This is a genomic window from Hylemonella gracilis ATCC 19624 (genome assembly GCF_000211835.1).
GTDB lineage: Bacteria > Pseudomonadota > Gammaproteobacteria > Burkholderiales > Burkholderiaceae_C > Hylemonella > Hylemonella gracilis.
Map to the genome: position 1 here is coordinate 1 of NZ_AEGR01000080.1, position 26,549 is coordinate 26,549.

Annotated in this window: 25 protein-coding genes; 9 read left to right on the forward strand and 16 right to left on the reverse strand. The window is 64.4% G+C overall.

The genetic code is table 11. The annotated features are described in order from the left end of the window. The 4 genes from HGR_RS12375 to HGR_RS12390 all read right to left on the reverse strand — a co-directional run. Nucleotides 1–850: sterol desaturase family protein (locus HGR_RS12375; RefSeq protein ID WP_006298609.1), on the reverse strand; the 850-nt coding region annotated here is incomplete at its 3' end. A gap of 7 nt (nucleotides 851–857) precedes the next feature. Further along, on the reverse strand, nucleotides 858–1,685 hold the full coding sequence (locus HGR_RS12380; protein WP_006298610.1) for a polysaccharide deacetylase family protein: 828 nt from the start codon (nucleotides 1,683–1,685) through the stop codon (nucleotides 858–860). After that, on the reverse strand, nucleotides 1,669–2,634 hold the full coding sequence (locus HGR_RS12385) for a YncE family protein (RefSeq protein WP_006298611.1): 966 nt from the start codon (nucleotides 2,632–2,634) through the stop codon (nucleotides 1,669–1,671). The genes HGR_RS12380 and HGR_RS12385 overlap by 17 nt, the downstream gene beginning before the upstream one ends. A gap of 180 nt (nucleotides 2,635–2,814) precedes the next feature. Beyond that, a complete protein-coding gene (locus HGR_RS12390) occupies nucleotides 2,815–3,591 on the reverse strand; it encodes a 16S rRNA pseudouridine(516) synthase (RefSeq protein ID WP_039853472.1) in 777 nt (258 codons plus the stop codon). Between the two features lie 222 nt (nucleotides 3,592–3,813). Between HGR_RS12390 and HGR_RS12395 the strand changes: the two genes are divergently transcribed. From HGR_RS12395 to HGR_RS12410, 4 genes are all read left to right on the forward strand, one after another. Continuing rightward, nucleotides 3,814–4,848 (forward strand): ABC transporter ATP-binding protein, encoded by a 1,035-nt coding sequence (locus HGR_RS12395; RefSeq protein WP_039853457.1) that lies wholly within the window; start codon nucleotides 3,814–3,816, stop codon nucleotides 4,846–4,848. Nucleotides 4,849–4,904: 56 nt separating this feature from the next. Next, nucleotides 4,905–6,185, forward strand: coding sequence for an ABC transporter substrate-binding protein (locus HGR_RS12400; RefSeq protein ID WP_006298614.1), 1,281 nt, complete (start codon nucleotides 4,905–4,907; stop codon nucleotides 6,183–6,185). A gap of 154 nt (nucleotides 6,186–6,339) precedes the next feature. After that, nucleotides 6,340–7,239, forward strand: coding sequence for an ABC transporter permease (locus HGR_RS12405; protein ID WP_006298615.1), 900 nt, complete (start codon nucleotides 6,340–6,342; stop codon nucleotides 7,237–7,239). 104 nt (nucleotides 7,240–7,343) lie between these two features. Next, nucleotides 7,344–8,225, forward strand: coding sequence for an ABC transporter permease (locus tag HGR_RS12410; protein ID WP_006298616.1), 882 nt, complete (start codon nucleotides 7,344–7,346; stop codon nucleotides 8,223–8,225). 4 nt (nucleotides 8,226–8,229) lie between these two features. Here the strand turns inward: HGR_RS12410 and HGR_RS12415 are convergent, their stop codons facing one another. From HGR_RS12415 to HGR_RS12445, 7 genes are all read right to left on the reverse strand, one after another. Continuing rightward, nucleotides 8,230–9,306, reverse strand: a complete 1,077-nt coding sequence (locus HGR_RS12415) for an XdhC family protein (protein WP_006298617.1) — start codon at nucleotides 9,304–9,306, stop codon at nucleotides 8,230–8,232. Nucleotides 9,307–9,316: 10 nt separating this feature from the next. Beyond that, complete coding sequence (locus HGR_RS12420; RefSeq protein ID WP_006298618.1) at nucleotides 9,317–9,895, reverse strand: SRPBCC family protein; 579 nt, start codon at nucleotides 9,893–9,895, stop codon at nucleotides 9,317–9,319. 22 nt (nucleotides 9,896–9,917) lie between these two features. Further along, entirely contained in the window at nucleotides 9,918–11,114 is a 1,197-nt protein-coding gene (locus tag HGR_RS12425; RefSeq protein ID WP_138922520.1) for a vWA domain-containing protein, read from the reverse strand. Nucleotides 11,115–11,233: 119 nt separating this feature from the next. Next, nucleotides 11,234–12,148: an AAA family ATPase gene (locus HGR_RS12430; RefSeq protein ID WP_006298620.1), complete on the reverse strand. Its 915-nt coding sequence runs from the start codon at nucleotides 12,146–12,148 to the stop codon at nucleotides 11,234–11,236. Between the two features lie 110 nt (nucleotides 12,149–12,258). Continuing rightward, on the reverse strand, nucleotides 12,259–13,050 hold the full coding sequence (locus tag HGR_RS12435; protein ID WP_006298621.1) for an FAD binding domain-containing protein: 792 nt from the start codon (nucleotides 13,048–13,050) through the stop codon (nucleotides 12,259–12,261). A 10-nt stretch (nucleotides 13,051–13,060) separates the two neighbouring features. Next, nucleotides 13,061–15,430: a xanthine dehydrogenase family protein molybdopterin-binding subunit gene (locus tag HGR_RS12440; RefSeq protein WP_006298622.1), complete on the reverse strand. Its 2,370-nt coding sequence runs from the start codon at nucleotides 15,428–15,430 to the stop codon at nucleotides 13,061–13,063. Between the two features lie 30 nt (nucleotides 15,431–15,460). Then, the gene (locus tag HGR_RS12445) at nucleotides 15,461–15,928 is read right to left on the reverse strand and encodes a (2Fe-2S)-binding protein (RefSeq protein ID WP_006298623.1); all 468 of its coding nucleotides are present in this window, start codon (nucleotides 15,926–15,928) and stop codon (nucleotides 15,461–15,463) included. A gap of 98 nt (nucleotides 15,929–16,026) precedes the next feature. Between HGR_RS12445 and HGR_RS12450 the strand changes: the two genes are divergently transcribed. Then, entirely contained in the window at nucleotides 16,027–16,740 is a 714-nt protein-coding gene (locus HGR_RS12450; RefSeq protein ID WP_138922521.1) for an aspartate/glutamate racemase family protein, read from the forward strand. 118 nt (nucleotides 16,741–16,858) lie between these two features. On the opposite strand, the gene HGR_RS12455 is transcribed toward HGR_RS12450, so the two are convergent. Next, nucleotides 16,859–17,806, reverse strand: coding sequence for a LysR family transcriptional regulator (locus HGR_RS12455; protein WP_006298625.1), 948 nt, complete (start codon nucleotides 17,804–17,806; stop codon nucleotides 16,859–16,861). 178 nt (nucleotides 17,807–17,984) lie between these two features. Here HGR_RS12455 and HGR_RS12460 point away from each other — a divergent pair, with 178 nt between their 5' ends. The 3 genes from HGR_RS12460 to HGR_RS16875 all read left to right on the forward strand — a co-directional run bounded on the left by HGR_RS12460 (nucleotide 17,985) and on the right by HGR_RS16875 (nucleotide 20,846). Next, nucleotides 17,985–18,590 (forward strand): FMN-dependent NADH-azoreductase, encoded by a 606-nt coding sequence (locus tag HGR_RS12460; RefSeq protein WP_006298626.1) that lies wholly within the window; start codon nucleotides 17,985–17,987, stop codon nucleotides 18,588–18,590. Between the two features lie 132 nt (nucleotides 18,591–18,722). Further along, nucleotides 18,723–19,664, forward strand: coding sequence for an agmatinase (gene speB, locus HGR_RS12465; RefSeq protein ID WP_006298627.1), 942 nt, complete (start codon nucleotides 18,723–18,725; stop codon nucleotides 19,662–19,664). 504 nt (nucleotides 19,665–20,168) lie between these two features. Continuing rightward, the gene (locus tag HGR_RS16875; RefSeq protein WP_006298628.1) at nucleotides 20,169–20,846 is read left to right on the forward strand and encodes a hypothetical protein; all 678 of its coding nucleotides are present in this window, start codon (nucleotides 20,169–20,171) and stop codon (nucleotides 20,844–20,846) included. Between the two features lie 76 nt (nucleotides 20,847–20,922). Here HGR_RS16875 and glmM read toward each other — a convergent pair whose 3' ends face one another. The 4 genes from glmM to HGR_RS12490 all read right to left on the reverse strand — a co-directional run bounded on the left by glmM (nucleotide 20,923) and on the right by HGR_RS12490 (nucleotide 26,011). Then, complete coding sequence (gene glmM, locus HGR_RS12475; protein ID WP_039853461.1) at nucleotides 20,923–22,284, reverse strand: phosphoglucosamine mutase; 1,362 nt, start codon at nucleotides 22,282–22,284, stop codon at nucleotides 20,923–20,925. Continuing rightward, nucleotides 22,281–23,129 (reverse strand): dihydropteroate synthase, encoded by an 849-nt coding sequence (gene folP / locus HGR_RS12480; protein ID WP_039853486.1) that lies wholly within the window; start codon nucleotides 23,127–23,129, stop codon nucleotides 22,281–22,283. Before folP ends, glmM begins: the two co-directional genes overlap by 4 nt. A gap of 126 nt (nucleotides 23,130–23,255) precedes the next feature. Continuing rightward, nucleotides 23,256–25,175 carry an ATP-dependent zinc metalloprotease FtsH gene (gene ftsH / locus HGR_RS12485; RefSeq protein ID WP_006298631.1) on the reverse strand — a complete coding sequence of 640 codons (1,920 nt, stop codon included), beginning with the start codon at nucleotides 25,173–25,175 and terminating at the stop codon, nucleotides 23,256–23,258. 176 nt (nucleotides 25,176–25,351) lie between these two features. Further along, nucleotides 25,352–26,011 (reverse strand): RlmE family RNA methyltransferase, encoded by a 660-nt coding sequence (locus HGR_RS12490; RefSeq protein WP_006298632.1) that lies wholly within the window; start codon nucleotides 26,009–26,011, stop codon nucleotides 25,352–25,354. A gap of 20 nt (nucleotides 26,012–26,031) precedes the next feature. Between HGR_RS12490 and HGR_RS12495 the strand changes: the two genes are divergently transcribed. Next, nucleotides 26,032–26,508, forward strand: a complete 477-nt coding sequence (locus tag HGR_RS12495; RefSeq protein WP_006298633.1) for a YhbY family RNA-binding protein — start codon at nucleotides 26,032–26,034, stop codon at nucleotides 26,506–26,508. Nucleotides 26,509–26,549: the final 41 nt, after the last annotated feature.

Below are 26,549 nucleotides of genomic sequence, written 5' to 3' on the forward strand. Positions count from 1 at the left end.
CCGCTGCGCGAGGTTCGCTGCCCCCCGAGGGGGCCTTCGCGCCTTGGGACGGCCCGGCGGCGCTCAAGGCGACCGCGTCCAGCTTGATTTGTTTCTCGTGCCCGATGCCGATGCTGTGATGGCGTCGATGAAAGCGCGGACTGATCCAGAGGCGTTCGCCCCAGCGACCGAACCAGAGACGCAGGTTGGCGTGGTGCAGACTCTCGCTGAGTTGCGTGATGGCGACGATGGCGACGAACTGCCCCGGCGCGACGCCGATGATCTGGGCCAGCGTGACCAGCAGCAGATCGCGGATCACGTCGTCCAGCAGGTGATTGCGGTTGTCGCTCCACACCGTCATCTGCCGCTGGGAATGGTGCAGCGCGTGCAGACGCCACCACCATTCGAAGTGGTGTTGACCGCGGTGCAGCCAGTAGTCGAAGAAATCCATGACCAGCAGGTAGAGCAGGAAGCTCACCACGGCGTGGTCGGTCACGCCGGGCCACAGGTCATCGAGGTGGAAGGTTGGCATGCCGTGCACGCGCAGCCAGCCGATGGCATCGTCCAACACCGGCATCAGCGTGAAGAACAGCACCAAGCGGAACAGACCCAGCCGGTGGATCAGGGTGTAGATGATGTCGGGGCGGATGGCCAAGCGGTCGCTCACCGGCTCCACCGGACGCCAGCGTTGCAGCGGCGCGATCAGCAGCACCATCACGACGAGCTGGATCAAGCCGACCAGCAGCCAGCCGGTGCCGTCGTAGGCGTCCTCCAGGAAATTGCCCAGCCCCGCCATGAACGCGAGCGGTTGCACCACCGTCTCGAACAGCCATTGCTGCGCGAGGTCGAAAGCGTGCACGAGCCAGTCCATGCCGCGATTATTTCTCAGCCGAGGGATGGGCCGCGATCCAGGCCCGGAAATCCGGGTGATCGCGCAGGGTCCGGAAGCAGAAGCCGCGCTGTTTCAGTCCCTCGATCAGCGGCTCCAGCACGGCCGGGGCCCAAGGGTCCTGCCGCGACCAGATGCCCAGGTGGGCCATCAGCACGTCACCGGGCCGGATGTCGCGCAGGGCCTGGCGCAACAACAGATCATTCGGGAACTTGTCACTCGGCAATTCATCGCCAAGGAAACCCGCCGCCGACCAGCCCACGTGCAGGTATCCGCCGCCCGCGCAGGCCTGAGCGGCGGCCAGCAAGGCTGGCGAGGTCTTGCCCCCGGGAGCGCGGTACAGCGGCAGCGGCGCGACCCCCGTGATCTCGCGCAGACGGGTGTCCGCGGCCTTGATGTCGGCGCAGTAGCGAGCGGCGTCCCAGATCTGGTCCCGGCCGGCCTGAGCGCCGGCCGAGGCGCGCACGCGAAAGCGCACGCTGCCGTCCGGCTGCGGCAGGTCGGCACGCCAGTAGGTGTGGTTCAGGGTATGGGAGGCAAAGGCATGGCCTTCGGCGGCGCGCGCACGCCACCAGGCGGCCCAATGGGCGTTCGGCCCCACGCCCAGACTGCCATCACCCTCCTGCGTGCGCTCATTGGCCGCGAAGAAGGTGACGCGGACCTGCTGGCGCCGCAGGACCTGCGCGACCTGCTCCGCCACGCCCATGTGGCCCGTGTCCAGCGTCAGGTAGACCGGCTTGACGCAGTCGTCAGCTTGGACGGTCGCGGCGGAAACAAGGAGGCAGCCCGCGAGCAGCCAGTCACTGGCGCGGCGCATGGTTTAGGGTCCAGACCCCATGCGGCGATTTGCCGACCTTCACCTGCCGCACCACCTTGCGGGTCTGGGTGTCGATCACGCTGAGCCTGCCGGCCCAGCGCGAGCTCAGCAGGATGTACCGGCCGTCCGCCGTCAAATCCATGCAATCCGGCCCACTGGGACCGGGGTACTCGTCCACCACCGCGAGATTCACGAAATCGATCTTGCTGATCGTGTTGGCCACCCGATTGCTCACCAGCACATGACGGCCGTCGCCCACCACCCGGAAGGCGTGCGCGCCCTCGCCGGTGGGCAGGGTTTGCTTCAGCTTGGGCGGCACGTCGGGCGAGGCACCCAGGGCGTAAATCTCCACGCCATCACCGCCGGTCAGGCCGATCAACAGATGACGGCCATCGGGCGTGCCGTACACGTCGGCCGGCAAGGTGCCCGTGGAGATGCGCCAGAGCAGCTTTTGCGTCGGGATGTCGATGGCGACGAGTTCGCTGCTGTCCTGCATGGTGACGTAGGCCGTGGTGCTGGCCGCGTCAATCCAGATATGGCTGGGCGTGCGCCGGGTCGGGATGCGCTTGGCCAGCGTCAGGTTCTCGCCGTCCCAGCGGTAGATGTCCACATGGTTGAGCCGGTTGGCCGCGGTCACGAACCACTGCATGTCGGGCGAGAAGCGCAATTGGTACGGGTCCAGGATGCCGCGCACCGTGCGCTGCACTTCGGCCGTGCGCGGATCGATGAAGGTCAGGGAGTCACCAAAGGCATTCGCGATGATGAGGGACTTCTCATCCGGCGTGAGGTAGAGATGGTGCGGTTCCTTGCCGGTGGGAATGCGCTTGATCTCCTCCCAGGTGCTCGGATCGATCACGCTGACGTCCGCGTCCTTGGAGTTGAGCACGAAGATCGGTGGCTCATCACCCGCCGCGCGCGCCAGTCCGTGCAAGAAGGGCAACAGGGCCAAGCACAGTCCCGCCCAGGCTTGGCGCGCAGTCCACGCGGAGCGGGGGAGCTGTCGAGGGCTGAGGGAAGCGAAACGGGGGAATGGCAGAAAGACCATGAATCCAGGACAAAACGGTAATCACCAAGTGTATCCATTCCCGCATGCCGAAATCCCTCTCAACTGCGCATGGAATGACACAGATCAAAGTCCCAGCAAGGCACGGTCGGCGACTTCAAGCCAACGCCACTGCCCCGGCGCCAGATCGTCAGGCAGTTGCAGCGCGCCGATGCGTGAGCGGTGCAAGGTCTCGACGCGGTTGCCCACGGCGGCCACCATGCGCTTGACCTGGTGGTACTTGCCATCCGTGAGGGTCAGGCGCAGGTGCTGGGGCGTGAGCAGTTCGCAGGCCGCGGCGCGCACCGGGTGCGGGTCATCATCCAGCACCACGCCGTCCAGCAGGCGTTGCACGAAGGAAGCTTCCGCGGGGGACGGCACGGGATGCTTCAGGCCCACCTCATAGACCTTGGACACCTTGTGCCGGGGCGAGGCCAGCTTGTGGATCAATTGGCCATCGTCCGTCAGCAGCAGCAAGCCGGTGGTGTCCTGGTCCAGCCGCCCAACCGCCTGCACCCCCGCCGTCGCCCCTTTCTTGCCCTGGGCCGGGCGCTGGCGCAGCGGCAGCGGCAGCAGGGTGTAGACACTCGGCCAAGCGGAAGGCTTTTGCGAGCATTCATAGCCGGCGGGCTTGTTCAGCATGATCAGCGCCGAAAGATGGCAGACCCAGTCCAGACCGCCCTCGCGCAAGCCCGTGCGCCCCTCCAGCCCCTCCACCCGCAGGTGCAAGCCCTCAGGCTCAAACTCGGCCAGCGGATCGATGCACGCGGCACCCGCCACGCTCACCCGCCCCTGCTGCACCAGCCCCGCGCACACGCGGCGCGCGCCAAAGCCCTGTCCAAACAAAATGTCCTGCAATTGCATGGGCGGCATTGTGCCCAGTCCTCGGGCGCGGCTGGACAGTCGGCTGGACGCGCGGCTTGAACGCAGTTGGGCATGCACCGTCTCGGCGCGGGGCCGGCCCTCATCGGGCACGGATGCACCCAGGATTGCATACAAAATGGTGCGCAATTGACGCGCGCAAGCGCCTCCACGAGCGTCGCGAGGCGCGCGGAGCTGGCATGCTTGATGCAAGCCGCTGTCCGCATGAACGCCGCGCTGTCTGCTCTGTCCGAAAACGCCCAACCCAGGCCAGCCGGCATCGAGTTGGTCGCTCTGAGCAAGCACTACCCCTCGGGCAATGTCGCGGTGGACGCCATCAATCTGCGCATTGAAAGCGGCAGCTACTGCTGCCTGCTGGGGCCCTCGGGCTGCGGCAAGAGCACCACCTTGCGCATGATCGCTGGACACGAGACAGTGAGTGGCGGCGACATCCTGCTGGACAACCGCAACATCACCACCCTGCCCGCCGCCGCGCGCGGCACGGCCATGATGTTCCAGAGCTTCGCGCTGTTTCCGCACCTCAGCGCGCTCGACAACGTCGCCTTCAGCCTGAAGATGAAGGGCATGTCCAAGGCCGAGCGCCACGCCAAGGCCCAGGATCTGCTGGAGCGCGTGTCGCTCGGCCACCTGGCCCAGCGCAAGCCGGGTGAACTTTCTGGCGGGCAGCAGCAGCGCGTCGCGCTGGCGCGCGCGCTGATCACGAGCCCCAAGGTGTTGCTGCTCGATGAACCCCTGTCGGCGCTCGACCCTTTCCTGCGCGTGCAGATGCGGGCCGAGCTGCGGCGCTGGCAGAAAGAGCTGGGGCTGACCTTCATCCACGTGACGCACTCCCAAGAAGAAGCCATGGCCCTGGCCGACCTGATGGTGGTGATGAACCATGGCGTGATCGAGCAAGCCGGCACGCCCAGCGAGGTCTACAACCGGCCGATCAATGAGTTCGTCGCGCGCTTCATGGGCGGGCACAACGTGCTGGACACGGCGCACGGCAAAGTGGCCGTGCGCAACGACCATCTTCGTGTCCTGCCCGCGAGCCAGGACCAAGGCCTTCCCGCCACCGTCACCGACGTGGAGTACCAGGGCACGTACGTGCTGCTGGGACTGGATGCCCGTTACACGGTCGATGGCGTGGACCGGCGCGCCGAGGTCTGCGCCATGCTGCCCGAGGCTGATTTCCAGGCGCGCCCCTACGTGCCAGGCGAGCCCGTGCGCCTGAACTGGCATGCGGCGCATCCGCTCTGAATACCGCGATTCACCACCGTCCCTTCACCCCAACCCTCTTCACCAGGAGCTGCACCATGTCCGAGACCTTGGAACCTCAAAACGACCTTCATTCCGGCCTGAGCCGACGCCATCTGCTGGCCGGTGTCGGGGGCATCCTGGCCACCGGCATGGCCCCGGCCATCCACGCCCAGGAGAAAGTCGTGCTGCGCTACCTGGGCACGGCGGTGAACCAGGACAAGGCCATCGCCGACAAGTTCAAGGCCGACACCGGCATCGAGATCCAGTACGTGGCCGTCACCACCGACGACGTGACCAAGCGCGCCGTCACCGCTCCCAACAGCTTCGACCTGATCGACACCGAGTACTTCTCGCTCAAGAACATCGTGCCCACGGGCAACCTCAAGGGCATCGACACGAAGAAGATCAAGAACGCCGACAAGATCACGCCCTTGTTCACCAAGGGTGAAGTCGCGGGCAAGAAGGTCGGCGACCAAGGCACCGCGCCCAAGAAAGTCATCTTCCTGGAAGGCGAAAAGAGCAAGAAGTTCGCGACCTCTCCGACCCAGTGGATGACGCTGATTCCCACGGTCTACAACGCCGACACGCTGGGCATCCGCCCCGACCTGATCAAGCGCCCGATCAACAGCTGGGCTGAGTTGTTGAACCCCGAATTCAAGGGCAAGGCGGCCATCCTGAACATTCCCTCCATCGGCATCATGGACGCGGCCATGGTGGTGGAAGCCAAGGGCATCCACAAGTACAAGGACAAGGGCAATATGACCAAGGCCGAGATCGACCTGACGATCAAGACCCTGATCGAAGCCAAGAAGGCCGGCCAGTTCCGCGCGCTGTGGAAGGACTTCAACGAATCGGTCAACCTGATGGCCTCGGGCGAGGTCGTCATCCAGTCGATGTGGAGCCCGGCCGTGACCGCCGTGCGCAGCAAGGGCATCGACTGCACCTTCCAACCGCTCAAGGAAGGCTATCGCGCCTGGGCCGCCGGCTTCGGCCTGCCGGCCACGCTGTCGGGCAAGAAGCTGGACGCGGCCTATGTGTTCATCAACTGGTTCCTGGACGGCTGGGCGGGTGCTTACTTGAATCGTCAGGGCTATTACAGCGCCGTGCTCGACACCGCCAAGGCCCAGATGGAAGCCTACGAATGGGCCTACTGGATGGAAGGCAAGCCCGCCGCGCAGGACATCAAGAGCCCGCAAGGTTCGGTGATCGCCAAGGCCGGCAGCGTGCGCGATGGCGGCAGCTACGAGCAGCGCATGGGTGGCATTGCCTGCTGGAACGCCATCATGGACGAGAACGCGTACATGGTCAGAAAATGGAATGAATTTGTGGCGGCGTGAACGCCGTCCACAAATTCGACCCCCAGGCTCCGCTCCCTTCGTTCGCTACGCCACTCCCCTGTGAGGGGGCGCTCCCAGCGGCCCGGCAAAGCCGGTTCCGCGGGAGCCCTGGAACGGCTTCGCTGCGCTCGCTTGAGGTTTGCATTCTCTTTCTATGAACACGAATACCGCCACTTCCCTACGCACCCTGCCCGCTTGGTGGCAGGCCGGGCCGTTCGGGGCGGTGTTCCTGCTTTTCTTCCTGATTCCGCTGGCGCTCGTGCTGGTCGTCAGCTTCTGGCATTTCACCGAGTACGAACTGATCCCCGGCTTCACACTGGACAACTACCTCACCGTCTTCGAGGGCTGTTCGAGCCTGACCGACCAGGGCGACTTCTGCGTCACGCTGAGCACCTACCTGTCCACGCTCAAATTCTGTTTCCTGGTCTGGCTCACGACGCTGGTGCTGGGCTTTGCCATCGCCTATTTCCTGGCCTTCCATGTGCGCTCGCCAGGCATGCAGACGGTGCTCTTCGTGCTGTGCACCGTGCCCTTTTGGACCTCCAACGTCATCCGCATGATTTCCTGGGTGCCGCTGTTGGGGCGCAACGGCTTGGTCAATCAGATGCTGATGGGCCTCGGGCTGGTGGATCAGCCGGTGGAATGGCTGCTGTTCTCCGATTTCTCGGTGGTGTTGGCCTTCGTGCACCTCTACACCATGTTCATGATCGTGCCCATCTTCAACAGCATGATGCGCATCGACCGCAGCCTGCTGGAGGCCGCGAGCGACGCAGGCGCTTCCGGCTGGCAGACGCTGTGGAACGTCGTCGTTCCGCTGTCCAAGACGGGCATCCTCATCGGTTCCATCTTCGTCATCACCATCGTGATGGGCGACTTCGTGACCATCGGCGTGATGGGTGGCCAGCAGATCGCCAGCGTGGGCAAGATCATTCAGGTGCAGACGCAGTACCTCCAGTTCCCGCTAGCGGCGGCCAACGCGGTCATCCTGCTGGCTGTGGTGCTGATGATCATCTGGGGCCTGACGCGCCTGGTCGACATACGGAAAGAGTTATGAGTGGGTCTTTAACGGGGACACCGCAGAGCCGGCTTCGCCGGGCTGCTGGTGTCGCCCCCTTGCAGGGGGGTGGCGAAGCGACACGAAGTGCGCGCAGCCTGGGGGTGAGTCGATCCGCGGGTTTCTGGCCCCTGGCCCTGGTCTTCACCCTCTTCGTGGTCTTTCTCTATGGCCCGATGGTCACGATCTTCGTGCTGAGCTTCCAGGGCCCGGAGGGCGGGTTGACCTTTCCGCTGCGCGGCGTTTCGCTGCACTGGTTTCGCCAGCTTGCCGAAGGCCTGGGCACGGTGGACATCGCGGCCGCGCTGCGCCGCTCCCTGCTCCTGGGTGCGGTGGTGATGGGTTTGACGGTCGTGTTGTCGGTGCTTGCGGGTCTGGCCTTCCGCAAGAAGCTACGGGGCGGCGACGCGCTGTTCTACGTCAGCGTGGCCAGCCTGATCATGCCCTCCATCATCATCTCGCTGGGCATCGGCCTGCAGTTCCGCCTGCTCGACGGCGGTCTCAAATGGCTGCTCGAGGCGCTCGGCGCGCACAGCCCTTACGCGCAAACCACGCTCGAGAACTATGGCACAGCCCTCGGGCTCATGACCTCGGCCCTGGGCGCGCACCTGACCTGGACCCTGCCCTTCGGCCTGCTCATCATGTTCGCGGTCTTCAACCGCTTCAACCCGGCCTACGAAGAAGCCGCGCGTGACCTGGGCGCCACGCCCTGGCAGACCCTCCGCCACGTTGTGCTGCCACTGATCGGCCCCTCGGTCGTGGGCGTGGGCATGTTCGGCTTCACGCTGAGCTGGGACGAAATCGCCCGCACCTCACAGGCCATTGGCGACGTCAACACCCTGCCCCTGGAGCTGCAGGGGCTGACCAGCACCGTCACCACACCGGCCATCTACGCGCTCGGCACCGTGACCACGGTGGTCTCGCTGCTGGTCATGGGGCTGACCGTGGCGCTGGCCTGGTGGTTGGGACGGCGGCGCAAGGCCTGAGCGCTCAGGCGCCGCACACCCGTCCCGCCCACCCATCGGGCAAGGTCTCGCCCGGACCTCCCACGTCTTTCTCGCGCGCCTGCTTGGCCTGGGCCACGTCCACGTCGCGCGGCAGGGTGACCCCGTTCTTCACCGCCAGTACCTCGGCCATCACGCTGACCGCGATCTCGCTCGGGGTCTTGCTGCCGATGTAGATGCCGATGGGTCCACGCAGGCGCGCCAGGCTGTCCGGCGTCTGACCGAAGTGCGTGAACAGGCGCTCGCGCCGAGCTTCGTTGTTGCGACGACTGCCAATGGCGCCCACATAGAACGCCTCGGTGCCCAGGGCTTCCAGCAGGGCCATGTCGTCCAGCTTGGGGTCGTGCGTGAGGGCCAGCACGCAGGAGCGGCGGTCAGCGCGAAAGGCGCGCACCACGTCGTCCGGCATCTCGCCCGTCACGGCCGCGCCGGGCACGCGCCAGCCGCCCCGGTATTCCTCGCGCGGGTCGCAGACCGTCACGGCAAAGCCATTGAACAAGGCCATGGTCGCCAAGTACTCGGTCAATTGCCCGGCTCCGATCAGCAGCATGCGGTACTCCGGGCCGAAGGTGTTGACAAGGGAGACGTCGTCCAAGCGCAAGGCCTCGGGCGTGGCGGCTTCGTCCAGCATGACCTGCCCGTCGGCCAAGCGCACGGTGCGCCGCATCAAACGGCCTGCGTCCAGCGCCTCGACCAAGGCTTGCAAGCGGGTGAGGTCCGGATCGCGCTCCAGCAGCAACTCCAACGTGCCGCCGCAAGGCAGGCCGAAGCGGTGCGCCTCGTCGGCGGTGATGCCGTATTTGACGAAACCCGTCGGCCCCGCCGGCAGGGCTGGTGCGTCGGTCGCCGATGTGGCCCCGGTGTAGCGGGCGATCAGGTCGTCCTCGATGCAACCGCCACTCACTGAACCGACCACGGCTCCATCGTCGGCCAGGGCCATGATGGACCCGATGGGCCGGGGCGAGGAACCCCAGGTGCGCACCACGGTGGCCAGGAGTGCGTGCCGCCCCGCCTGGCGCCAATCGCGCAGGCAGCGCAGCACGCGAACGTCCAGGTTGTCCATGGACCCCGGCTCAGATCAAGAACCAGAGGACGGCGATGACCGCGAAAGCGGCGGCGGTCCAGGCCCAGGCTGGGAATTTGGAGGGCGTGTCGACAGCGCGGTTTGCCGCGTCGCCCGCCCCTTGCGCCAGGGCGGCTGTCTGACCATGCCGACCTTGCATCTCCTCGTCGAAACGCTTGAAGAAATCTTCGGCCAGGCTGCGCGCCGCGCCATCGATCAGGCGCTGCCCGAGCTGGGCCACCTTGCCGCCGACCTGCGCGTGCACGGTGTAAGCCAGGGTCGTGCCGCCATCGGCTGGCGTCAGGCTGACCTGGGCGCTGCCCTTGCCAAAACCCGCCACGCCCCCCTGCCCATCGAAGTTCAGGGTGTAGCCGGATGGCGGCTGCAGATCGGACAAGGTGATCTTCCCGGAGAAGCGGGCCGACACCGGTCCGATCTTGAGACTCAGGCCAACGGCGTACTGCCCCTCCCCCGTGGCCTCGACCTTGTCGCAGCCGGGGATGCAGCGCTGCAGCACCTGCGGGTCGTTGAGCGCGTCCCAGGCCTGTTGCTGGGTGACGGTGAGCTGGCGGCTGCCTTGCATGTCCATGGTCGTCTTCCTCTCTCGGTCTTCATCGGGATGTCATCAGGGTGGCCAAACTGGCCGCCAGATCTTCAAGCCGGCTCAGGTTGTGGATGGCCAACATCCCGTCGGCATGGCGGTGCAGCACGGCCGCGCCCCGTGCCAAGGGCGCGTAGCCTTCGTAGCGCAGCAGGGGGTTGAGCCAGAACAGGTGGCGGCAGCGGCGGCGCAGCCAGGCCAGTTCGGCATCGAGCTGTTCAGGCTCGCCCGTGTCCAAGCCATCGCTCACGAGCAGCACCAGGGTACGCCGGCCCACCAGGCGGCGCGCGTGCTGGGTCCGCAGCGTGGCCAGCGAAGCCCCCAGGCGGGTGCCGCCGCCGTAGTCGTCGATCAGCGCATTGGTGGCAGCCAGCATCTCGTCCGTGTCGGCCAGGCGCAGGGCGGGCGCGAGGTCCGTCAGGTCGGTGCCAAAGGCATAGATGTCACGCCGGACCCGCCGCCCCGCGACCTGCCGCGTCGCCGCGTGCAGAAAGGCCAGCAGCAAGCGGGCATAGCGCTCCATCGAACCCGACACGTCCACCAGGATCAGCACAGGCAAGGGCTCGGCCCGTCGACTCAGTCGCGGCAGACGCAGCAGTTCGCCCCCGGTGCGCGTGGCCTCGTGCAAGGCACCGCGCCAATTCAAGCGCGCGCCGCGCGCATCCGGCCGGTGGCGCCGCGCCGGGACTTCTGGCAAGGGCAAGGGGATGTCGCGGACCAGTCGCTCGACCAGGCGGTATTCACTGGCGCTCAGCGCGTTGAAGTCGGCCTGCCGCAAACGCCCCAGGTCGCTGGCGGTCATCGCGGCGTCGAACTCCAAGGGGTCCTCGGTGGGCCGAGGGGTCTGGGTTCCAAAGGCGCGCTGCGGAGTCAAGGCCTCGCGCACACGAGGGCGGCGCTTCGAGGGTTCGGCCCGCCCCTCGGCGCTGGGCAGCATCTGCGCCAGCAGTTTGTGCGCCACCTCGGGATCGCGGAAATACGCGTCAAACAGCTCCTGGAAGACGGCGCGGTCCTGCTCGCGCGAGACCAGCACGGCCTCAAGCGCGGCGCCCAAGTCGGGCTTGTGGGCCACGCCAACCCACTGCGCGGCCTCGCAGGCCAGTGCAATGCGCGCACTGTCCAGACGCACTCCCGCGCGCCGCAGCGCCCGGCCGAAACCGACGATGTTGTCCGGCAGCTTGCCGCGACGGGCGTCACCGAGCAGCACGACCGTGCTCCCAAGCTGCACCCACACCGTGCTCGCCAGACCTGCTTGCCTGCGTGACGGCCCGGTGTTTCATCGTCGCGCGCTCCCTGTCCATCTTGGCTTGGGCTTGGGGCACCGCGTCAGGCATCCTGCGGCGCCAGCAGCTCCCGTGCCAGGTCGGGCGTGAGCGCGGCCACGTCGTCGCGCTGCTTGAACAGCACGCCCGCGGTGTCGCTCACGACCTCGGGGTCCAGCGTGAGCGTGTCCAGGGCCACCAGGGCCCGAGCCCACTCCACGCTCTCGGCCACGCCTGGCGCGCGCTGGAACGCGCTGGCATGGGGTTGTTCACGCAGACGTCCGACGAAGGCCGCGATCTGCGCCGACAGCGCGTCGCTGGCCTCGGGCACCTGCGCACGCACGATGGCCAGTTCACGCTCGCGCTCGGGATAGTCCAGCCAGTGGTAGAGGCAGCGGCGCTTGACGGCATCGTTGAGTTCGCGCGTGCGGTTGCTGGTGAGCACGGTCACGGGGGCAACGGCGGCGCGCACCGTGCCGAGTTCAGGAATGCTGACTTGGTATTCGCCCAGGTACTCCAGCAAGAAGGCCTCGAAGGGCTCGTCGGCGCGGTCCACTTCGTCCACCAGCAGCACGGCACCAGGCGGCGGCGCCTGCAAAGCCTGCAACAAGGGGCGGCGGATCAAGTACCGCTCCTGGTAGACCTCGTGCTCCATCGTTTGCGCGTCCGGACTCGCACCCTCAGCAGCGCGCAGGTGCAGCAGCTGGGCGGCGTAATTCCATTCGTACAGGGCATCGCGCAACTCCAGACCGTCATAGCACTGCAGGCGCAACAAAGGACGCCCCAAGGCGGCGGCCAAAGCCTTGGCCAATTCGGTCTTGCCCACGCCCGGCTCGCCTTCCAGCAGCAGGGGCCTCTGCAGACGCAAGGCCAGGAAGACGGCCGCGGCCAGTCGGCGATCTGCGTGATACCCGCAGCCCTGGAGGCCGGCAAGCACGGCATCGATCGACGCGTAGGGGGCAGCGAGCGCAACCGTCATCGCCCATCCCGTTCTATCGGCACCGTCAATCCGCCACCGTTGCAGTGGTCTGGACTGCAACACCGGTCTGGGTCTTTGCGCATCAACTCACACACACGGCTTGAACTCGACTAAGCCAAGGCCTGGGCCACCGCACGCTGCGCCAGCACGCCGATCAAGTGGGCGCGGTAATCCGCGGAGCCATGCAGATCTCCGCTCAGCTCGGCCGCGTCGATCGCCACCTTGGCGGCCACTTCGGGTGTGAAGCTCTTGCCCAGCGCCGCCTCCAGTCCAGCGTGGCGGAAGACCCCATTGCCGCCGCCCGTGACGGCCACGCGCACGCCGGCATCGGTCTGCGCGACGAACACACCGATCAGGGCGAAGCGCGAGGCCGGCTGCTTGAACTTCATGTACGCCGCGCGCTTCGGGATGGGAAAGCGGATACCGGTGATGATCTCGCCCTCGTCCAGGGCTGTGGCGAACAGGCCCTGGAAGAAGGCGTCGGCCGCGATCTGGCGTTTCGTGGTCTGCACGGTGGCGCCCAGTGCCAGCACGGCCGCGGGATAGTCGGCGGCCGGGTCGTTGTTGGCCAACGAGCCGCCCAAGGTACCCAGGGCGCGCACCTGCTTGTCACCGATGTGCGCGGCCAGATCGGCCAGGGCCGGGATCGCAGAACCGACCTCGGCGCTGCCGGCGACCTCGGCATGGCGGGTCATCGCGCCGATCACCACGGCCTGGCCGTCCTTGCGGATGCCGGCCAGCTCGCGCACCGCGCCGAGATCGGCCAATCTCCCAGGGTCAGACAAGCGCAACTTCATCGACGGCAGCAGGGTCTGCCCCCCGGCCAGCAGCTTGGCACCCGAGGCGGCCAAGCGGCCTGCGTCGGCCACGGAGCCTGGGCGTTCGAAGGTGAAGGCGTACATGGCAAGCTCCTTACTTGGCGGACTGGATGGCGTTCCACACCCGCGCGGGCGAGGCGGGCATGTCGAATTCCTTGACCCCTAGCGGGCGCAAGGCGTCCAGCACGGCGTTGATCACCGCGGGCGGTGAACCGATGGCGCCCGCCTCGCCGCAGCCCTTGGTGCCCAGGGGGTTGTGGGTGCAGGGCGTGCAAATGGTGTCGAGCTGGAAGTTCGGGAAATCATCGGCGCGCGGCATGGCGTAGTCCATGAAGCTGCCGGTGAGCAGCTGGCCCGTCTGCCGGTCGTAGACGCAGTTTTCCAGCAAGGCCTGGCCGATGCCTTGCACCAGGCCACCGTGCACCTGCCCCTCGACGATCATCGGGTTGATGATGGTGCCGAAATCGTCCACCGCCGTGAAGCGGTCCACCCGCACCGCGCCCGTGGCGGGGTCGACCTCGACCTCGCAGATGTAGGTGCCCGCCGGGAAGGTGAAGTTGGTCGGGTCGTAGAAGGCGGTTTCGTTGAGGCCGGGCTCCAGCTTGTCCAGCGGGTAGTTGTGGGGCACGTAGGCGGTCAGCGCGACTTGGCCAAAGGGGATTTTCTTGTCCGTGCCTTTGACCTTGAACTCACCACCGCTGAACTCGATGTCAGCGTCGCTCGCCTCCATGAGGTGGGCCGCGATCTTCTTGGCCTTGGTCTCGATCTTGTCCAGGGCTTTCATGATCGCCGCGCCGCCCACGCTGATGGAGCGCGAGCCGTAGGTGCCCATGCCGAAAGGCACGCGGCCCGTGTCGCCATGGACCACGTCCACGTTCTCCACCGGGATGCCCAGGCGCGCGGCAACCACCTGGGCGAAGGTGGTTTCATGGCCCTGACCGTGGCTGTGCGAGCCGGTGAACACCGTCACGCTGCCGGTCGGGTGCACGCGGATCTCGCCGCACTCGAACAGGCCCGCACGCGCGCCCAGGGCGCCCGCGATGTTGGACGGCGCGATGCCGCAAGCTTCGATGTAGGAGGAATATCCGATGCCGCGTTTCAGCCCTTTCGCTTCACTGGTCTTCACGCGCGCCGCGTAACCGGCCACGTCGGCCAGCTTCTGCGCTTTGTCCATGGCTGCCGGGTAGTCGCCCACGTCGTACTGCAAGGCCACGGGTGTCTGGTACGGAAACTGGGTGATGAAGTTACGGCGACGGATTTCGTCCTGCCCCAGACCCAGCTCCCAGCCGCAGCGGCTCACCAAGCGCTCCAGCAGGTAAGTGGCTTCGGGCCGACCCGCACCCCGGTAAGCATCGACCGGCGCGGTGTTGGTGAACCAGGCGTCGACCTCCACGTAGATCTGCGGCGTCGTGTATTGCCCGGCCAGCAGGGTGGCGTAGAGGATGGTCGGCACCGCCGTGGAGAACGTCGACAGGTAGGCCCCCAGGTTGGCGTCGGTGTGCACGCGCAGGGCAAGGAACTTGCCATCCTTGTCCATGGCCATCTCGGCGTGACTGACATGGTCACGCCCGTGCGCATCGGACAGAAAGGCTTCGGCACGGTCAGCCGTCCACTTGATGCTGCGGTTGAGCTGCCGCGCGGCCCAGGTCAAGGCCACATCCTCGGCGTAGAGGAAGATCTTGGAGCCGAATCCTCCACCGACATCGGGCGCGATCACGCGCACCTTGTGTTCGGGCAGACCGAGCACGAAGGCCGTCATCAACAGCCGTTCGACGTGCGGGTTCTGGTTGGCGACGTAGAGCGTGTATTCGTCGGTGGCCCGGTTGTAGCTGCCGATGGCCGCGCGCGGTTCCATCGCGTTGGGAATCAGGCGGTTGTTCACCAAGTCGAGGCGGGTCACATGGGCCGCCTTGGCGAAGGCCGCGTCCACCGCCGCCTTGTCGCCGATGGCCCACTTGTAGCAATGGTTGTCGGGCGCGATGTCGTGCAGGGCCGGCCCCTGCTTCGCGTCGCCGACGGCGACCACGGCATCCAGCACGTCATAGTCGACTTCCACGGCCTCGGCTGCGTCACGCGCCTGCTGCAACGTCTCGGCGACCACCATCGCCACGTGGTCGCCCACGTAACGCACCTTGCCTTGCGCCAGCACGGGATGCGGCGGCTCCTTCATCGGCGTGCCGTCGGTGCTGGTGATCAGCCAGCCGCAGGGCAGTCCGTTCATCTTGCCTTCGATGTCCTTGCCGGTGTACACCTTCAGGACACCGGGCATGGCTTCAGCTTTGCGCACGTCCACGGACTTGACGCGCGCATGGGCGTGCGGCGAACGCACGAAGACGGCCTGCGCCTGGTGCGCGAGGTTCACATCGTCGGTGTACTGGCCCGCGCCCGTCAGGAAGCGGTAGTCCTCCTTGCGGCGGACGGCCTCTCCGATGTGCGGCAGCTTGGCAAAGTCGGTGGCACCCATGGTGTGGTCTCCTCGGGGTTGGGTGGGGTCTCAGGCCGCCATCGCGGCCCGGCCTTGCTGCACGGCCTTGACGATGTTCTGGTAGCCGGTGCATCGGCAGAGATTGCCTTCAAGCAGCTCGCGGATCTCGGCTTCGCTGGCCTTGGGGTGGTGGCGACACAGGTCCACCGCGCTCATGACCATGCCCGGCGTGCAGAAGCCGCACTGCAGACCGTGGCACTCCTTGAACGCGGCTTGCATGGGATGCAAGGTGCCATCGGCTTGGGCCAGGCCCTCGATGGTGGTGATGTCCGATCCCTCGTGCTGCGCCGTCAGGGTATTGCAGGCCTTGATGGCGCGGCCATTGGCGATGACGGTACACGCCCCGCACTGCGCCGTGTCGCAGCCGACATGGGTGCCGGTCAGACGCAATTGCTCGCGCAGGGCATGCACGAGCAAGGTGTTGGGAGGAACGTCAACGTTCGCCAGCATGCCGTTGACCTTGAACTTCACTTGCATGGTCTGTCTCCTTCCACGTTCGTCATGGAGCGAGCCCATTGTTCAGTTCATCCGCATCGCCATGGTTCTAGGCGAAACCCTAGGATAGGATGTCCACCATGCGTGAACTGCTAGTGATCAACCCCAACACGACGACCGCGATCACGGAAACCCTGACCTCGCTCGTGCGCGCCTCGGTGCCCGCCGACGTCCGTGTCCATGCCGTGACCGCCGCCTTCGGCGCTCCTTACATCTCCGACGAAACCGCCTATGCAGTGGCGGGACATGCCGCGTTGAAGGCTTGGCAACAAGCCAGCCTTGCCCGCGCGACGCCTTTCGACGGCGTGATCGTCGGCTGCTTCGGCGACCCCGGCCTCTTCGCGCTGCGCGAGGCCGCCCATTGCCCCGTCACGGGCTTGGCGGAGGGCGCGATCCAGGAAGCGATTCGCCGGATGGCGGACTCCTTGCCCACGGGCAAGGCACGGTGCGCCATCGTGACGGGGGGTGCGGCATGGGGGCCCATGCTGCGCAAGCTGCTGCCTACACTGGCCGGCGGCGAGCGCGTGGCGGCCATCGAAACCGTGGCCTTGACGGGCGCACAACTGCGCGCAGACCCAGCTGCGGCAGCGGCGCTGCTGGTGCAAGCCTGCCGCAAGGTCCGGCTTGAGCATGGGGCGGACGCCATCATCCTGGGCGGCGCCGGTCTGGGTGGTCTGGCGGCGTCACTGCAAGAGCACATCGACGTGCCACTGATCGACAGCGTGCTGGCCGCCGCGCGGCAAGTCTGGTTCGCACCGCCCTCGGCGGGCCAAGGAATGCCTGCGTGGTTGTGAGCGGCTGAGTCGAGTAGTTCAGCCAGGCGTTGCGGCCGGCGTTTTGCCGCAGCGCGGTCGGCCTCAACCGGATGTGGCACCCGAAGCGTCCAGCGCCGCGACACCGGGCGGCCAAATGCTAGACCGAGGGCACGCAGACCTCGTTGCCCATCACGATCTCGTGCCCCCTCAGATGGGCGCCAAGAAAATCCAGAAAGCGACGGACCGCTGGATTCAGGCCGCGCCTGGACGGAAAGACGGCATGGACGATGCCCGCTTGCGGTGCCCAGCCGGGCAGCACTTGCACCAAGCGGCCGTCCGAGAGCGCGGCATGGCACAGGTAATCCGGCAAGGCGGTCATGCCGATGCCGCGTTGCACCGCGTATTGCAGGGTGACCAAGTCGTCCGCGACATAGCGAGGTTGGTGGGTCAACACATACTCAGCCTTCTTCCCGTTGGCTTCGGGCCCCAGCAGACGCAAGGTGGCACGCCCCTCCAAGGCAGACATGGCCACGGTGTCCAGGCGCGTCAAGTCTTGGACCGTCCTGGGCTCACCCTGGCGAGCCAGCAACTCAGGCGAGGCGACCAGCAGCGAGCGGCTTTCTCCCAGGTGCTTGACGACCAGGCTGCCACTCTCATCCAGTGAAGCACGCACGCGCAGGGCCACATCCACCCCCTCCTCCACCAAATCGACCACGCGGTTGCTGACGCGCATTTCCACCTTCACCTGCGGGTACTGGGCCATGAAATGCGGCACCAAATGCCCCACCGTGGTCTGGGCCAGGGTGATGGGACAAGCCACGCGGATGACGCCACGCGGCTCCACCTGCACGGCGGCGAGAGCATCTTGCGCTGCCTGCGCTTCGTCCCGGACGGCTGCGCAATGGCGCAGGTACAGCTCGCCCGCCTGGGTGAGCGACAGCTTGCGGGTGGTGCGCTGCAGCAATCGCACATCCAGCCGCGACTCCAGTTCCGCGATGCGGCGTGACAAGCGTGATTTGGGAATGCCGAGCACCCGCCCAGCAGCGGCAAAACCGCCGCGCTCGACCACTTCAGCGAAATACAGCATGTCGTTCAGATCTTGCATGGGCAGCCTCTTGGGTGGGGCAGACACTCGTACTCGTCCGCAGGATTTCGCCACATCGTCCTGATTTCAGAACAATCAATCACGATTTTGCCTTCTTATCAATTATTGATCACACCAGCAGAATATGTACCGTCAACTCATCCCTTTACCTGCCACCCGCCATCGCAAGGAAACCATCATGAAACTGCTGCATGTCGATTCCGCCATCACCGGCGCTCATTCCGTCTCCCGCCAACTGACCCAGGCCATCGTTGCCGAATGGAAGGCCGCCAAGCCCGCCACCACCGTGGAGTACTTGGACCTGGCCGTGAATGCCCCCGGCCATCTGGACGGGCAGGTGCTCAGCGGTGGCTTCAAGGACGAGGTCTCTGAACGTCTGGTGAGCCAGTTCCTGGCGGCGGATGTGATCGTTGTGGGTGCGCCCCTGTACAACTTCTCCATCCCCGGCCAGCTCAAGGCCTGGATCGACCGACTCTCCCAGGCCGGCCGCACCTTCCGCTATACCGAGAAGGGGCCCGAAGGCTTGGCACGCGGCAAGACCGTCATCGTGGCCTCCAGCCGCGGTGGTTTTTATTCGAACAGCGAAATGGGCCGCGCCCTGGAGCACCAAGAGAGCTACCTGCAGGCCGTGTTCGGCTTCTTCGGCATCACCGATGTGCGCTTCGTGCGCGCCGAGGGTGTGAACATGGGTCCGGAAGTCAAGGCCAAGGCCATTTCCGACGCGCAGGCCAGCATCAAGCCGACGCTGGCGGCCAACCAGGCCCAGTCGAAGCAAGCAGCCTGAAACGGCTCGTCCTGAAGGACGCGTTCTGCAAAAAGGCCACCACCTGGTGGCCTTTTTTGCGTTCGCCTGCGGAGACCGCTGTCAGGCACCGCACGACCAGATCAGGTCCTGGACGCTGCGACAATCCCAAGCATGAGCTTCGCATTTCTCTCGCACACCTTGTTTCTGAAAGCGGCACCCGCTGACGCCAGCACCCCTTACGCGGTCGCGGGGATCGCCTGGGATGGCGCCGTCACCAATCGGCCTGGCGCGCGCTTCGGCCCGCGCGCCATACGAGAGGCCAGCCACATGCTGTGCGACGCGATTCACCCCCATTTCGATGTCACGCCGCTGGGCCAATTGGGGGACGCGGGGGACTTGCCCCTGCCGAACACCAGCCTGGACGCCATGCGCGCGGCGATGATGCCGCTGGTCGGCCCCCTGCTGCGCGCCCATCACATGTGCTGGCTGGGAGGCGATCATTCCATCACGCTGCCCCTGCTGCGCGCCTACCGCGAGTGGCTGGGCGAACCGCTGGCCGTGATCCATTTCGACGCGCATTGCGACACTTGGCAAGACCATTTTGGGGAACCCAGCGGACATGGCACCTGGGTGTACGAGGCGATACAGGAGGGTTTGGTCATCCCCGAATGCTTCACGCAGATCGGCATCCGGTCTTCCGGGGAGCGTGCGGCGCGTGAATACGTGCGTGAGCAAGGGGGACTGATCTTCACGGGCAGGGATGTGCGAGGGCTGGAAAGCCCCAGCCAGTTGGCCCCCCTGCTGAACGCCATCCGGGAAAGGCAACAAAGGCACGGCAACCCTCCGCTGTACCTGACGCTGGACATCGACTGCCTGGACCCTGCCTATGCCCCAGGCACGGGCACACCCGAGCCCGGTGGCATGAGCAGCCGGCAGGTTCTGAGCATCCTGGAGGAACTGGCGGACCTGCCTTTTGTGGGGATGGACTGCGTGGAGGTATCTCCGCCCTACGACCACGCGGAGCTCAGCAGTCAAGCCGCCGCGAGTTTCGTCTGGACCTATCTCTGCGGCTGTATGGCCCTGCGCGGAGATGCAAAAAAACAACTCCCCTGAGGCTGTTGTCCGTCATCGCGCAAAGCGTTGACGTGGGGCACCAGCCCCTTGGGTGTTTCGCAGGTCAGCCATCTCGATGGGTCGCTCACTTGATAGGGGCTATCCGTAGGGGGTATTGAAACTTCGCTCCGCATTGGAGCGATGCGGGTTTCGATTCCATGGGTATCCGCTTTTTCCACCGGCTGATGAGGTGCGCGGACACTTTTTGACCGAACACTGAATCAGAAAAAGAGAACTGAATCAGTTGCGAAAAAAATCTTCCATTAAGGCAAAAAACAGTTCGGCAATCCTGATGAATTCGGATGGCTGGGGGTTATTCACCCCCGTTGTTGCTAAAAAGGTCTCACGCCGCTACTCTATCGATAACAGATATACCAATCTGTTTTATAAACTGAATACTCAAAAAACTGGCACACAGTTTTCGCAGGTCGTTCGTTGGTGTCCGCCGCGTATCTCTCATCAGGTACGTGACTTCATTGCGCGCAGGGAAAGGAGCGTCACACCATGGACAGAAGCGAAAAGAATGTCGAAGAGAAACTGGAGCCTGGCAAGGTCTACCGCCGAGAAGACCTTGTTTGTGATCTGGTCTTCACCGATCACCGCATTCGCCAGCTCGTTGCACAAGGCTCTTTGGAAAAAATCACCCAAGGGCTCTACCACTACCGGGGCCCATCACCTCGAAACTACTCTCCACTGACCAGCAAGTCTCTGCTCGAAGGCTTTTTGGGAATGGGCGATTTTCTGCTGCTACCATGGCAAGAGTATTTGTCGCTGGGTTTGAATCTGACGCCCAAGTTCGACATGCACTTGGTCTACAACCGCAAGCGGCACGGCATTTTCCGTTTGGGAGAGGTGACCTTTGATGTCCGGCGGCGCTCACGCTATCCCACGCAGATCACGCCCGAGTTCCTGCTGGTGGATTTGCTGAACAACATGGACTTCTTTACCGAGGACACCAGCCGAATTCAACGCGACATCCGTGCACTGATCCATAAGTTCGATGGGCATGCCTTGTTGAAAATGGCCCAGGACTACGGCAAGGTATCCACCTACAAGTACATCAGCTCCTGGCTTACGGAAATGCAGACGATGTTGTCGGTCCGCTCGTTCAAGAGCGACGAGCTGAGCGCGGCGTTCTTCGGCAACTTCCACAAAAGCGCAGAACAGCCGACCCATGACTGAATGCGCCGTGCGCACCGCCAGCTCGGGCAGGCCTCCCGGCCTCGTGGACCAAACTACGCGGCCGGGAGGACGCCTGTTAAACCTGAAACGCCGCCGCAATACGTTCCGCGCATGAATGGGCTTGCGCGGCATCACGGGTTTCAACCATCACGCGCAGCAGCGGTTCGGTTCCGCTTGCGCGGATGAGCACGCGTCCTGAATCGCCCAGCTCAAGCTCCACCGACTTTTGAGCAGCCAACAAACCCGGGTGCGTTTTCCAAGCCGTCTTCCAATCTGGCATGCGATCCGAATCCATTCGGACGTTGATGAGTGTCTGGGGAAACAGCATCACATCAGACAACAACTCCGCCAATTGCTTGCCACGCGCACAAGCCTGCAGCACTTGGAGGGCACTGACCAAGCCGTCACCGGTGGTTTGTCTGTCGAGCGCCAGCAAATGCCCGGAGCCCTCCCCGCCCAGCAGCCAGCCACGCGCGAGCAACTCCTCCAGCACGTACCGGTCCCCCACTCGCGCGCGAACAAACTGCACGCCTCGCTTCTTGAGCGCAACTTCCACCGCCATGTTCGTCATCAGCGTTCCCACAACGCCAGGCACTGGCTCACCGCGGCTCAGACGCTCGCTGACCATGAGGTAAAGCAGTTCATCGCCGTTGTAGAGGCGCCCTTGCGCATCGACCATCAGCAGGCGGTCGGCGTCCCCATCCAGGGCGACACCATAGTGTGCGCCTTGGGACTGCACGGCGGCGATCAGGGCTTGCGGATGCGTGGCCCCCACATCCTGGTTGATGTTCAGCCCATCGGGATTGCCACCGATGGTGATGACCTCGGCGCCCAACTCATGGAAGACCTTGGGCGCGACTTGGTAGGCAGCGCCGTTCGCCGCATCCACGACGATCTTGACACCCCTGAGCGTGAGATCACCCGAGAAAGTGCTTTTGCAGAACTCGATGTAGCGCCCCGCAGCGTCCTCCAAACGGCGCGCCCGCCCCAGACGGGAAGAATCAACCCATTGAGGCGGTTCTTCCAAAGTTGCTTCGACCTCGGCCTCCCATTCGTCGGGCAATTTCGAACCAGCGGCACTGAAGAACTTGATGCCATTGTCAGGGTAAGGATTGTGGCTGGCGCTGATGACCACGCCCAAGCTCGCGCGCTGCGCTCGCGTCAGATAAGCCACGCCCGGCGTGGGCAGGGGCCCTAGCAGAAGCACGTCCACGCCCGCAGAATTGAACCCTGACTCCAGCGCGCTTTCCAGCATGTATCCAGAAATCCGGGTGTCTTTGCCGATCAGCACCACGGGGCGCGCCGCCGCTTCTGGCTCATGACGCTTGAGCACACGGCCCACAGCATGGGCCAACCTTAAGACAAAATCTGGCGTGATGGGTTCTTGACCTACCGTTCCTCGAATGCCATCTGTGCCAAAGTATTTTCTGCTGCTCATTGATGTCCTTGTTTTTGTTGCGCTCGCATCGCATTCCAGACCCGCAAGGCCTGAACTGTTTCCCGCACATCGTGCACCCGCACGATGGAAGCACCGTGCTCCACGGCCAACAAGGCCGCCGCGACACTGGGGACCACACGCTCCGCAGCAACCTCCACACCGGTCACTGAACCCAGCGACGACTTGCGTGACCAGCCCGCCAGCCAAGGATAGCCCAGCTCAAGCAGTTCACCTTGTCGTGCCAGAAGCGCGAAGTTCTGTTCCACCGTTTTGCCAAAGCCGATGCCCGAATCCAGGACGATGCGGTCCATCGCCACGCCACGCGCGCGCAGGTCACGCGCCGCCTCGTCAAGGAAAAATCGCACCTGCGGCACGACATCCCCAGACATCGGCGCAGCCTGCATGGTCTGAGGATCGCGGTGCATGTGCATCAGGCAGACACCACAGGATGGATGCCGGGCCACCAGATCGGCAGCGCCATCACGGCGCAAGGCCCAGATGTCGTTGAGGATGTCCACTCCGAGATCGAGAGCCACCCTCATCACCTCAGGCTTGTAGGTGTCGATCGACACGGGCGCGCCCAAAGACAGCGCCTCGCGCAGCACGGGCAGCACGCGCGCGAGTTCATCTTCCAAGGGAACAGGGGGGCTGCCCGGCCGGGTTGACTCGCCACCGATGTCTAGGATGTGAGCCCCGTCCTTCAGCAAGCGCTCGCAGTGCAGGAGCGCCGCATGCGCATTGGCGTGACGGCCGCCATCCGAAAAGGAATCGGGCGTGACATTGACGATGCCCATGATCCGCGGGCGTGACAAGTCGATGCGAAAACGGGAGGTCTGCCAGAACATGAATGGGGAAAACAAAAACGGGGCGAGAACCCAAGTTCTCTACCCCGTCGGCAATTATCACTTCTAGATGGGGCGTCTATCCCCGCCTTCGCATCGGTTGGGGTAGTCCCACACCGACCGGATGTCTTACGCCGTCGTGGGCGTGGGTTGCTGGCCGACCGCGGCGCTACCGCCTGCATCACCACCGCCATCCGACTTGGGCGCGCGCGGCGTCCAGTCCTTCGGCGGACGGGGCTCCTTGCCAGCCATGATGTCGTCCAACTGCTCGGAGTCGATGGTTTCCCAATCCAGCAGAGCCTTGGCCATCGCATGCATCTTGTCGCTGTTGTCCTCGATCAGCTTACGCGCCAGTTTGTACTGCTCGTCGATGATGCGACGCACCTCGGCATCGACCTTCTGCATGGTCTGTTCGCTGATGTTGGTGGTTTTGGTGACCGAACGCCCCAGGAAAACTTCACCTTCATTCTCAGCGTAGACCATGGGGCCAAGGGCATCGCTCATGCCGTAGCGCATCACCATGTCACGAGCCAAATGGGTAGCACGCTCAAAGTCATTGCTCGCGCCCGTGGTCATCTGGTTCATGAAGACCTCTTCGGCGATGCGCCCACCAAACAGCATACTGATCTGGTTCAGCATGTATTCACGGTCGTAGCTGTAGCGATCCTGCGCCGGCAGGCTCATGGTGACACCCAGCGCGCGGCCGCGCGGAATGATGGTGACCTTGTGCACAGGGTCGCACTTGGGAAGCAATTTCCCAATCAGCGCATGGCCGCTTTCGTGGTAGGCCGTGTTGCGGCGCTCCTCTTCGGGCATGACCATGCTCTTGCGCTCCGGGCCCATAAGGATCTTGTCCTTGGCCTTCTCGAAGTCCTGCATTTCCACGTTGCGCGCATTCCGACGTGCAGCCATCAGCGCGGCTTCGTTACAAAGGTTGGCCAGATCGGCTCCGCTCATGCCCGGGGTACCACGGGCGATGATGGCCGGCGCCACGTCCTGGCTGATCGGGATCTTGCGCATGTGAACGTTCAGGATCTGCTCGCGTCCGCGGATGTCAGGCAGGGTCACATACACCTGACGGTCAAAACGGCCAGGACGCAGCAAAGCCGAGTCCAAGATGTCCGGACGGTTCGTCGCGGCGACCACGATCACACCCAGATTGGTCTCGAAGCCGTCCATCTCGACCAGCATCTGGTTCAGCGTCTGTTCGCGCTCATCGTTGCCACCACCCAGGCCCGCACCGCGCTGACGCCCCACGGCGTCAATTTCATCGATGAAGATGATGCAAGGCGCGTTCTTCTTGGCGTTCTCGAACATGTCGCGCACGCGGGCTGCGCCCACGCCCACGAACATTTCGACGAAATCGGAGCCCGAGATGCTGAAGAACGGCACCTTGGCCTCGCCCGCGATACCCTTGGCCAGCAACGTCTTGCCCGTGCCCGGAGGGCCGACCAGCAAGAGGCCACGCGGGATGCGCCCGCCCAGCTTCTGGAACTTCTGTGGGTCCTTCAGGAAGTCCACCACCTCGGTCACTTCTTCCTTGGCTTCGTCGCACCCGGCCACGTCAGCGAAGGTGACCTGGTTGTTGCTTTCGTCCAGCATGCGCGCCTTGCTTTTGCCGAAGCTGAACGCGCCACCCTTGCCCCCGCCCTGCATCTGCCGCATGAAGTAGATCCATACGCCGATCAGCAGAAGCATGGGGCCCCAGCTCACCAGCAGGGTCATGAGCAAGGACCCCTCTTCGCGAGGCTTGACGTCGAACTTGACGTCGTTGTTGATCAGGTCACCGATCAGGCCGCGGTCGAGGTAGGTCGCCGTGGTGCGAACCTTGCGGTCATCGGTCGTGGTCGCAAGGATTTCAGTCCCACTGGGACCTTCTTGAATGATGGCGCTCTTGATGCGGTTGGCGCGCACCTCCTCCAGAAAATCGGAGTAGCCCATCGACGCCGCTGCGCCGGAGCCGCGAGAGTCAAACTGCTTGAACACGGTGAAAAGCACCAGTGCCACCACCAGCCAGACGGCAAGTTTGGAAAACCATTGATTGTTCAAGTGTGACTCCTGAGAGAGATATCCTGCGCGGACTTAGTTTGGATTCATTTTAGGGCTTTCAAGCCGCCGCCCGATAGTCTGTGCCTGTGACGGCCATTGACAACGCAGGGGCTTCATTTGCCGTTTTTTGCGCGCTGACGCACCACACAAGGGGGTTAGCGGTGCTTCAGGGCAGTTCAATGCGATTTCAGACCCGAACCAATCAAAAAAGTCTCGGATGACCGGTCACGAGAGGCCTTGGGTTTCAGGGGCTTCACGGTTTTGAAGTTGTTTTTAAACAAAGCCAGCAGTTCGTTGTAGCCGCTGCCATGAAACACCTTGGCCACGAGCGTGCCCGAGGGCTTGAGATGCGCATTACAGAAGTCGATGGCCAGGGCAACCAGCTCCTCCACACGAGCGGTATCGACTGACGCCACACCCGACAGGTTCGGCGCCATGTCGGAAACCACCAGGTCCACAGGTCGCCCCTGCAGCAGTGCCTCCAATTGCGCCAAGACTGCGGCCTCCCGGAAATCCCCCTGGATGTACTGAACGCCCTCGATCGGCTCCATGGGCAAGAGATCGAGTCCGATCACGCTGCCATTGAGCTCCCCCACCGCTGCGCCCTGGGGCGCTAGACGCCGGCGCAGGTACTGGCTCCAGGCGCCAGGCGCGCACCCCAGATCAACGATGACCTGTCCGGGCTTGACCAGCCGCAAGGTTTCGTCGATTTCCTTGAGCTTGTAAGCCGCGCGTGCGCGGTAACCCTCCTTCTGCGCGAGCTTGACGTAGGGGTCGTTCACATGGTCGTTGAGCCACGCCTTGTTGACCTTTTTGCTCTTGGTCTGTATTTTCATATCCAGGGGATAATAGCCCCATGTCAGCCATTCAACTCACCGTCGCGCAGCGCAAAGAACATCGGGCCGAAGCCCACCACCTGGACCCTGTGGTCATGATCGGTGGGGACGGACTGACGCCCGCCGTCAAAAAAGAAGTCGATGCCGCGCTGAAGGCCCATGGTCTCATCAAGGTCAGGGTCTTTTCAGATGAACGTGTTGAGCGCGAAACCATACTGACTACTCTGGCGGATGAACTGAATGCCGCGCCAATCCAGCATATTGGCAAATTGCTGGTGCTATGGCGCCCCATCCCCGAGAAGGAACGGACCATTGACGAAGACCGTAGGCCTGGCCCTCGCGACGTCAAGGTGCTGAAGTTCAGCAAAAAGGGAGGGCAACGTCCCGAAGTGAAAGTGCTGCGGGTGCTAGGCAACCAACGCCTGACCCCCGGCGGCAAGGTGAAGCGGGCCAAGAAGCCCCGCCCCACCAGCGTTAAGAAGCGCAGCCAAGCCTAAAAGCTAGCGATTGAGCAAGCCCGGCGCCCCTCGCTGTGAGG

Coding starts and splice junctions, on each gene's coding strand:
- HGR_RS12380 (WP_006298610.1), bottom strand. CDS start 1,685: ATGCGCCGCGCCAGTGACTGGCTGCTCGCGGGCTGCCTCCTTGTTTCC.
- HGR_RS12390 (WP_039853472.1), bottom strand. CDS start 3,591: ATGCAATTGCAGGACATTTTGTTTGGACAGGGCTTTGGCGCGCGCCGC.
- HGR_RS12395 (WP_039853457.1), top strand. CDS start 3,814: ATGAACGCCGCGCTGTCTGCTCTGTCCGAAAACGCCCAACCCAGGCCA.
- HGR_RS12400 (WP_006298614.1), top strand. CDS start 4,905: ATGTCCGAGACCTTGGAACCTCAAAACGACCTTCATTCCGGCCTGAGC.
- HGR_RS12405 (WP_006298615.1), top strand. CDS start 6,340: ATGAACACGAATACCGCCACTTCCCTACGCACCCTGCCCGCTTGGTGG.
- HGR_RS12415 (WP_006298617.1), bottom strand. CDS start 9,306: ATGGACAACCTGGACGTTCGCGTGCTGCGCTGCCTGCGCGATTGGCGC.
- HGR_RS12420 (WP_006298618.1), bottom strand. CDS start 9,895: ATGGACATGCAAGGCAGCCGCCAGCTCACCGTCACCCAGCAACAGGCC.
- HGR_RS12430 (WP_006298620.1), bottom strand. CDS start 12,148: ATGACGGTTGCGCTCGCTGCCCCCTACGCGTCGATCGATGCCGTGCTT.
- HGR_RS12435 (WP_006298621.1), bottom strand. CDS start 13,050: ATGTACGCCTTCACCTTCGAACGCCCAGGCTCCGTGGCCGACGCAGGC.
- HGR_RS12440 (WP_006298622.1), bottom strand. CDS start 15,430: ATGGGTGCCACCGACTTTGCCAAGCTGCCGCACATCGGAGAGGCCGTC.
- HGR_RS12445 (WP_006298623.1), bottom strand. CDS start 15,928: ATGCAAGTGAAGTTCAAGGTCAACGGCATGCTGGCGAACGTTGACGTT.
- HGR_RS12450 (WP_138922521.1), top strand. CDS start 16,027: ATGCGTGAACTGCTAGTGATCAACCCCAACACGACGACCGCGATCACG.
- HGR_RS12455 (WP_006298625.1), bottom strand. CDS start 17,806: ATGCAAGATCTGAACGACATGCTGTATTTCGCTGAAGTGGTCGAGCGC.
- HGR_RS12460 (WP_006298626.1), top strand. CDS start 17,985: ATGAAACTGCTGCATGTCGATTCCGCCATCACCGGCGCTCATTCCGTC.
- speB (WP_006298627.1), top strand. CDS start 18,723: ATGAGCTTCGCATTTCTCTCGCACACCTTGTTTCTGAAAGCGGCACCC.
- HGR_RS16875 (WP_006298628.1), top strand. CDS start 20,169: ATGGACAGAAGCGAAAAGAATGTCGAAGAGAAACTGGAGCCTGGCAAG.
- glmM (WP_039853461.1), bottom strand. CDS start 22,284: ATGAGCAGCAGAAAATACTTTGGCACAGATGGCATTCGAGGAACGGTA.
- folP (WP_039853486.1), bottom strand. CDS start 23,129: ATGTTCTGGCAGACCTCCCGTTTTCGCATCGACTTGTCACGCCCGCGG.
- HGR_RS12490 (WP_006298632.1), bottom strand. CDS start 26,011: ATGAAAATACAGACCAAGAGCAAAAAGGTCAACAAGGCGTGGCTCAAC.
- HGR_RS12495 (WP_006298633.1), top strand. CDS start 26,032: ATGTCAGCCATTCAACTCACCGTCGCGCAGCGCAAAGAACATCGGGCC.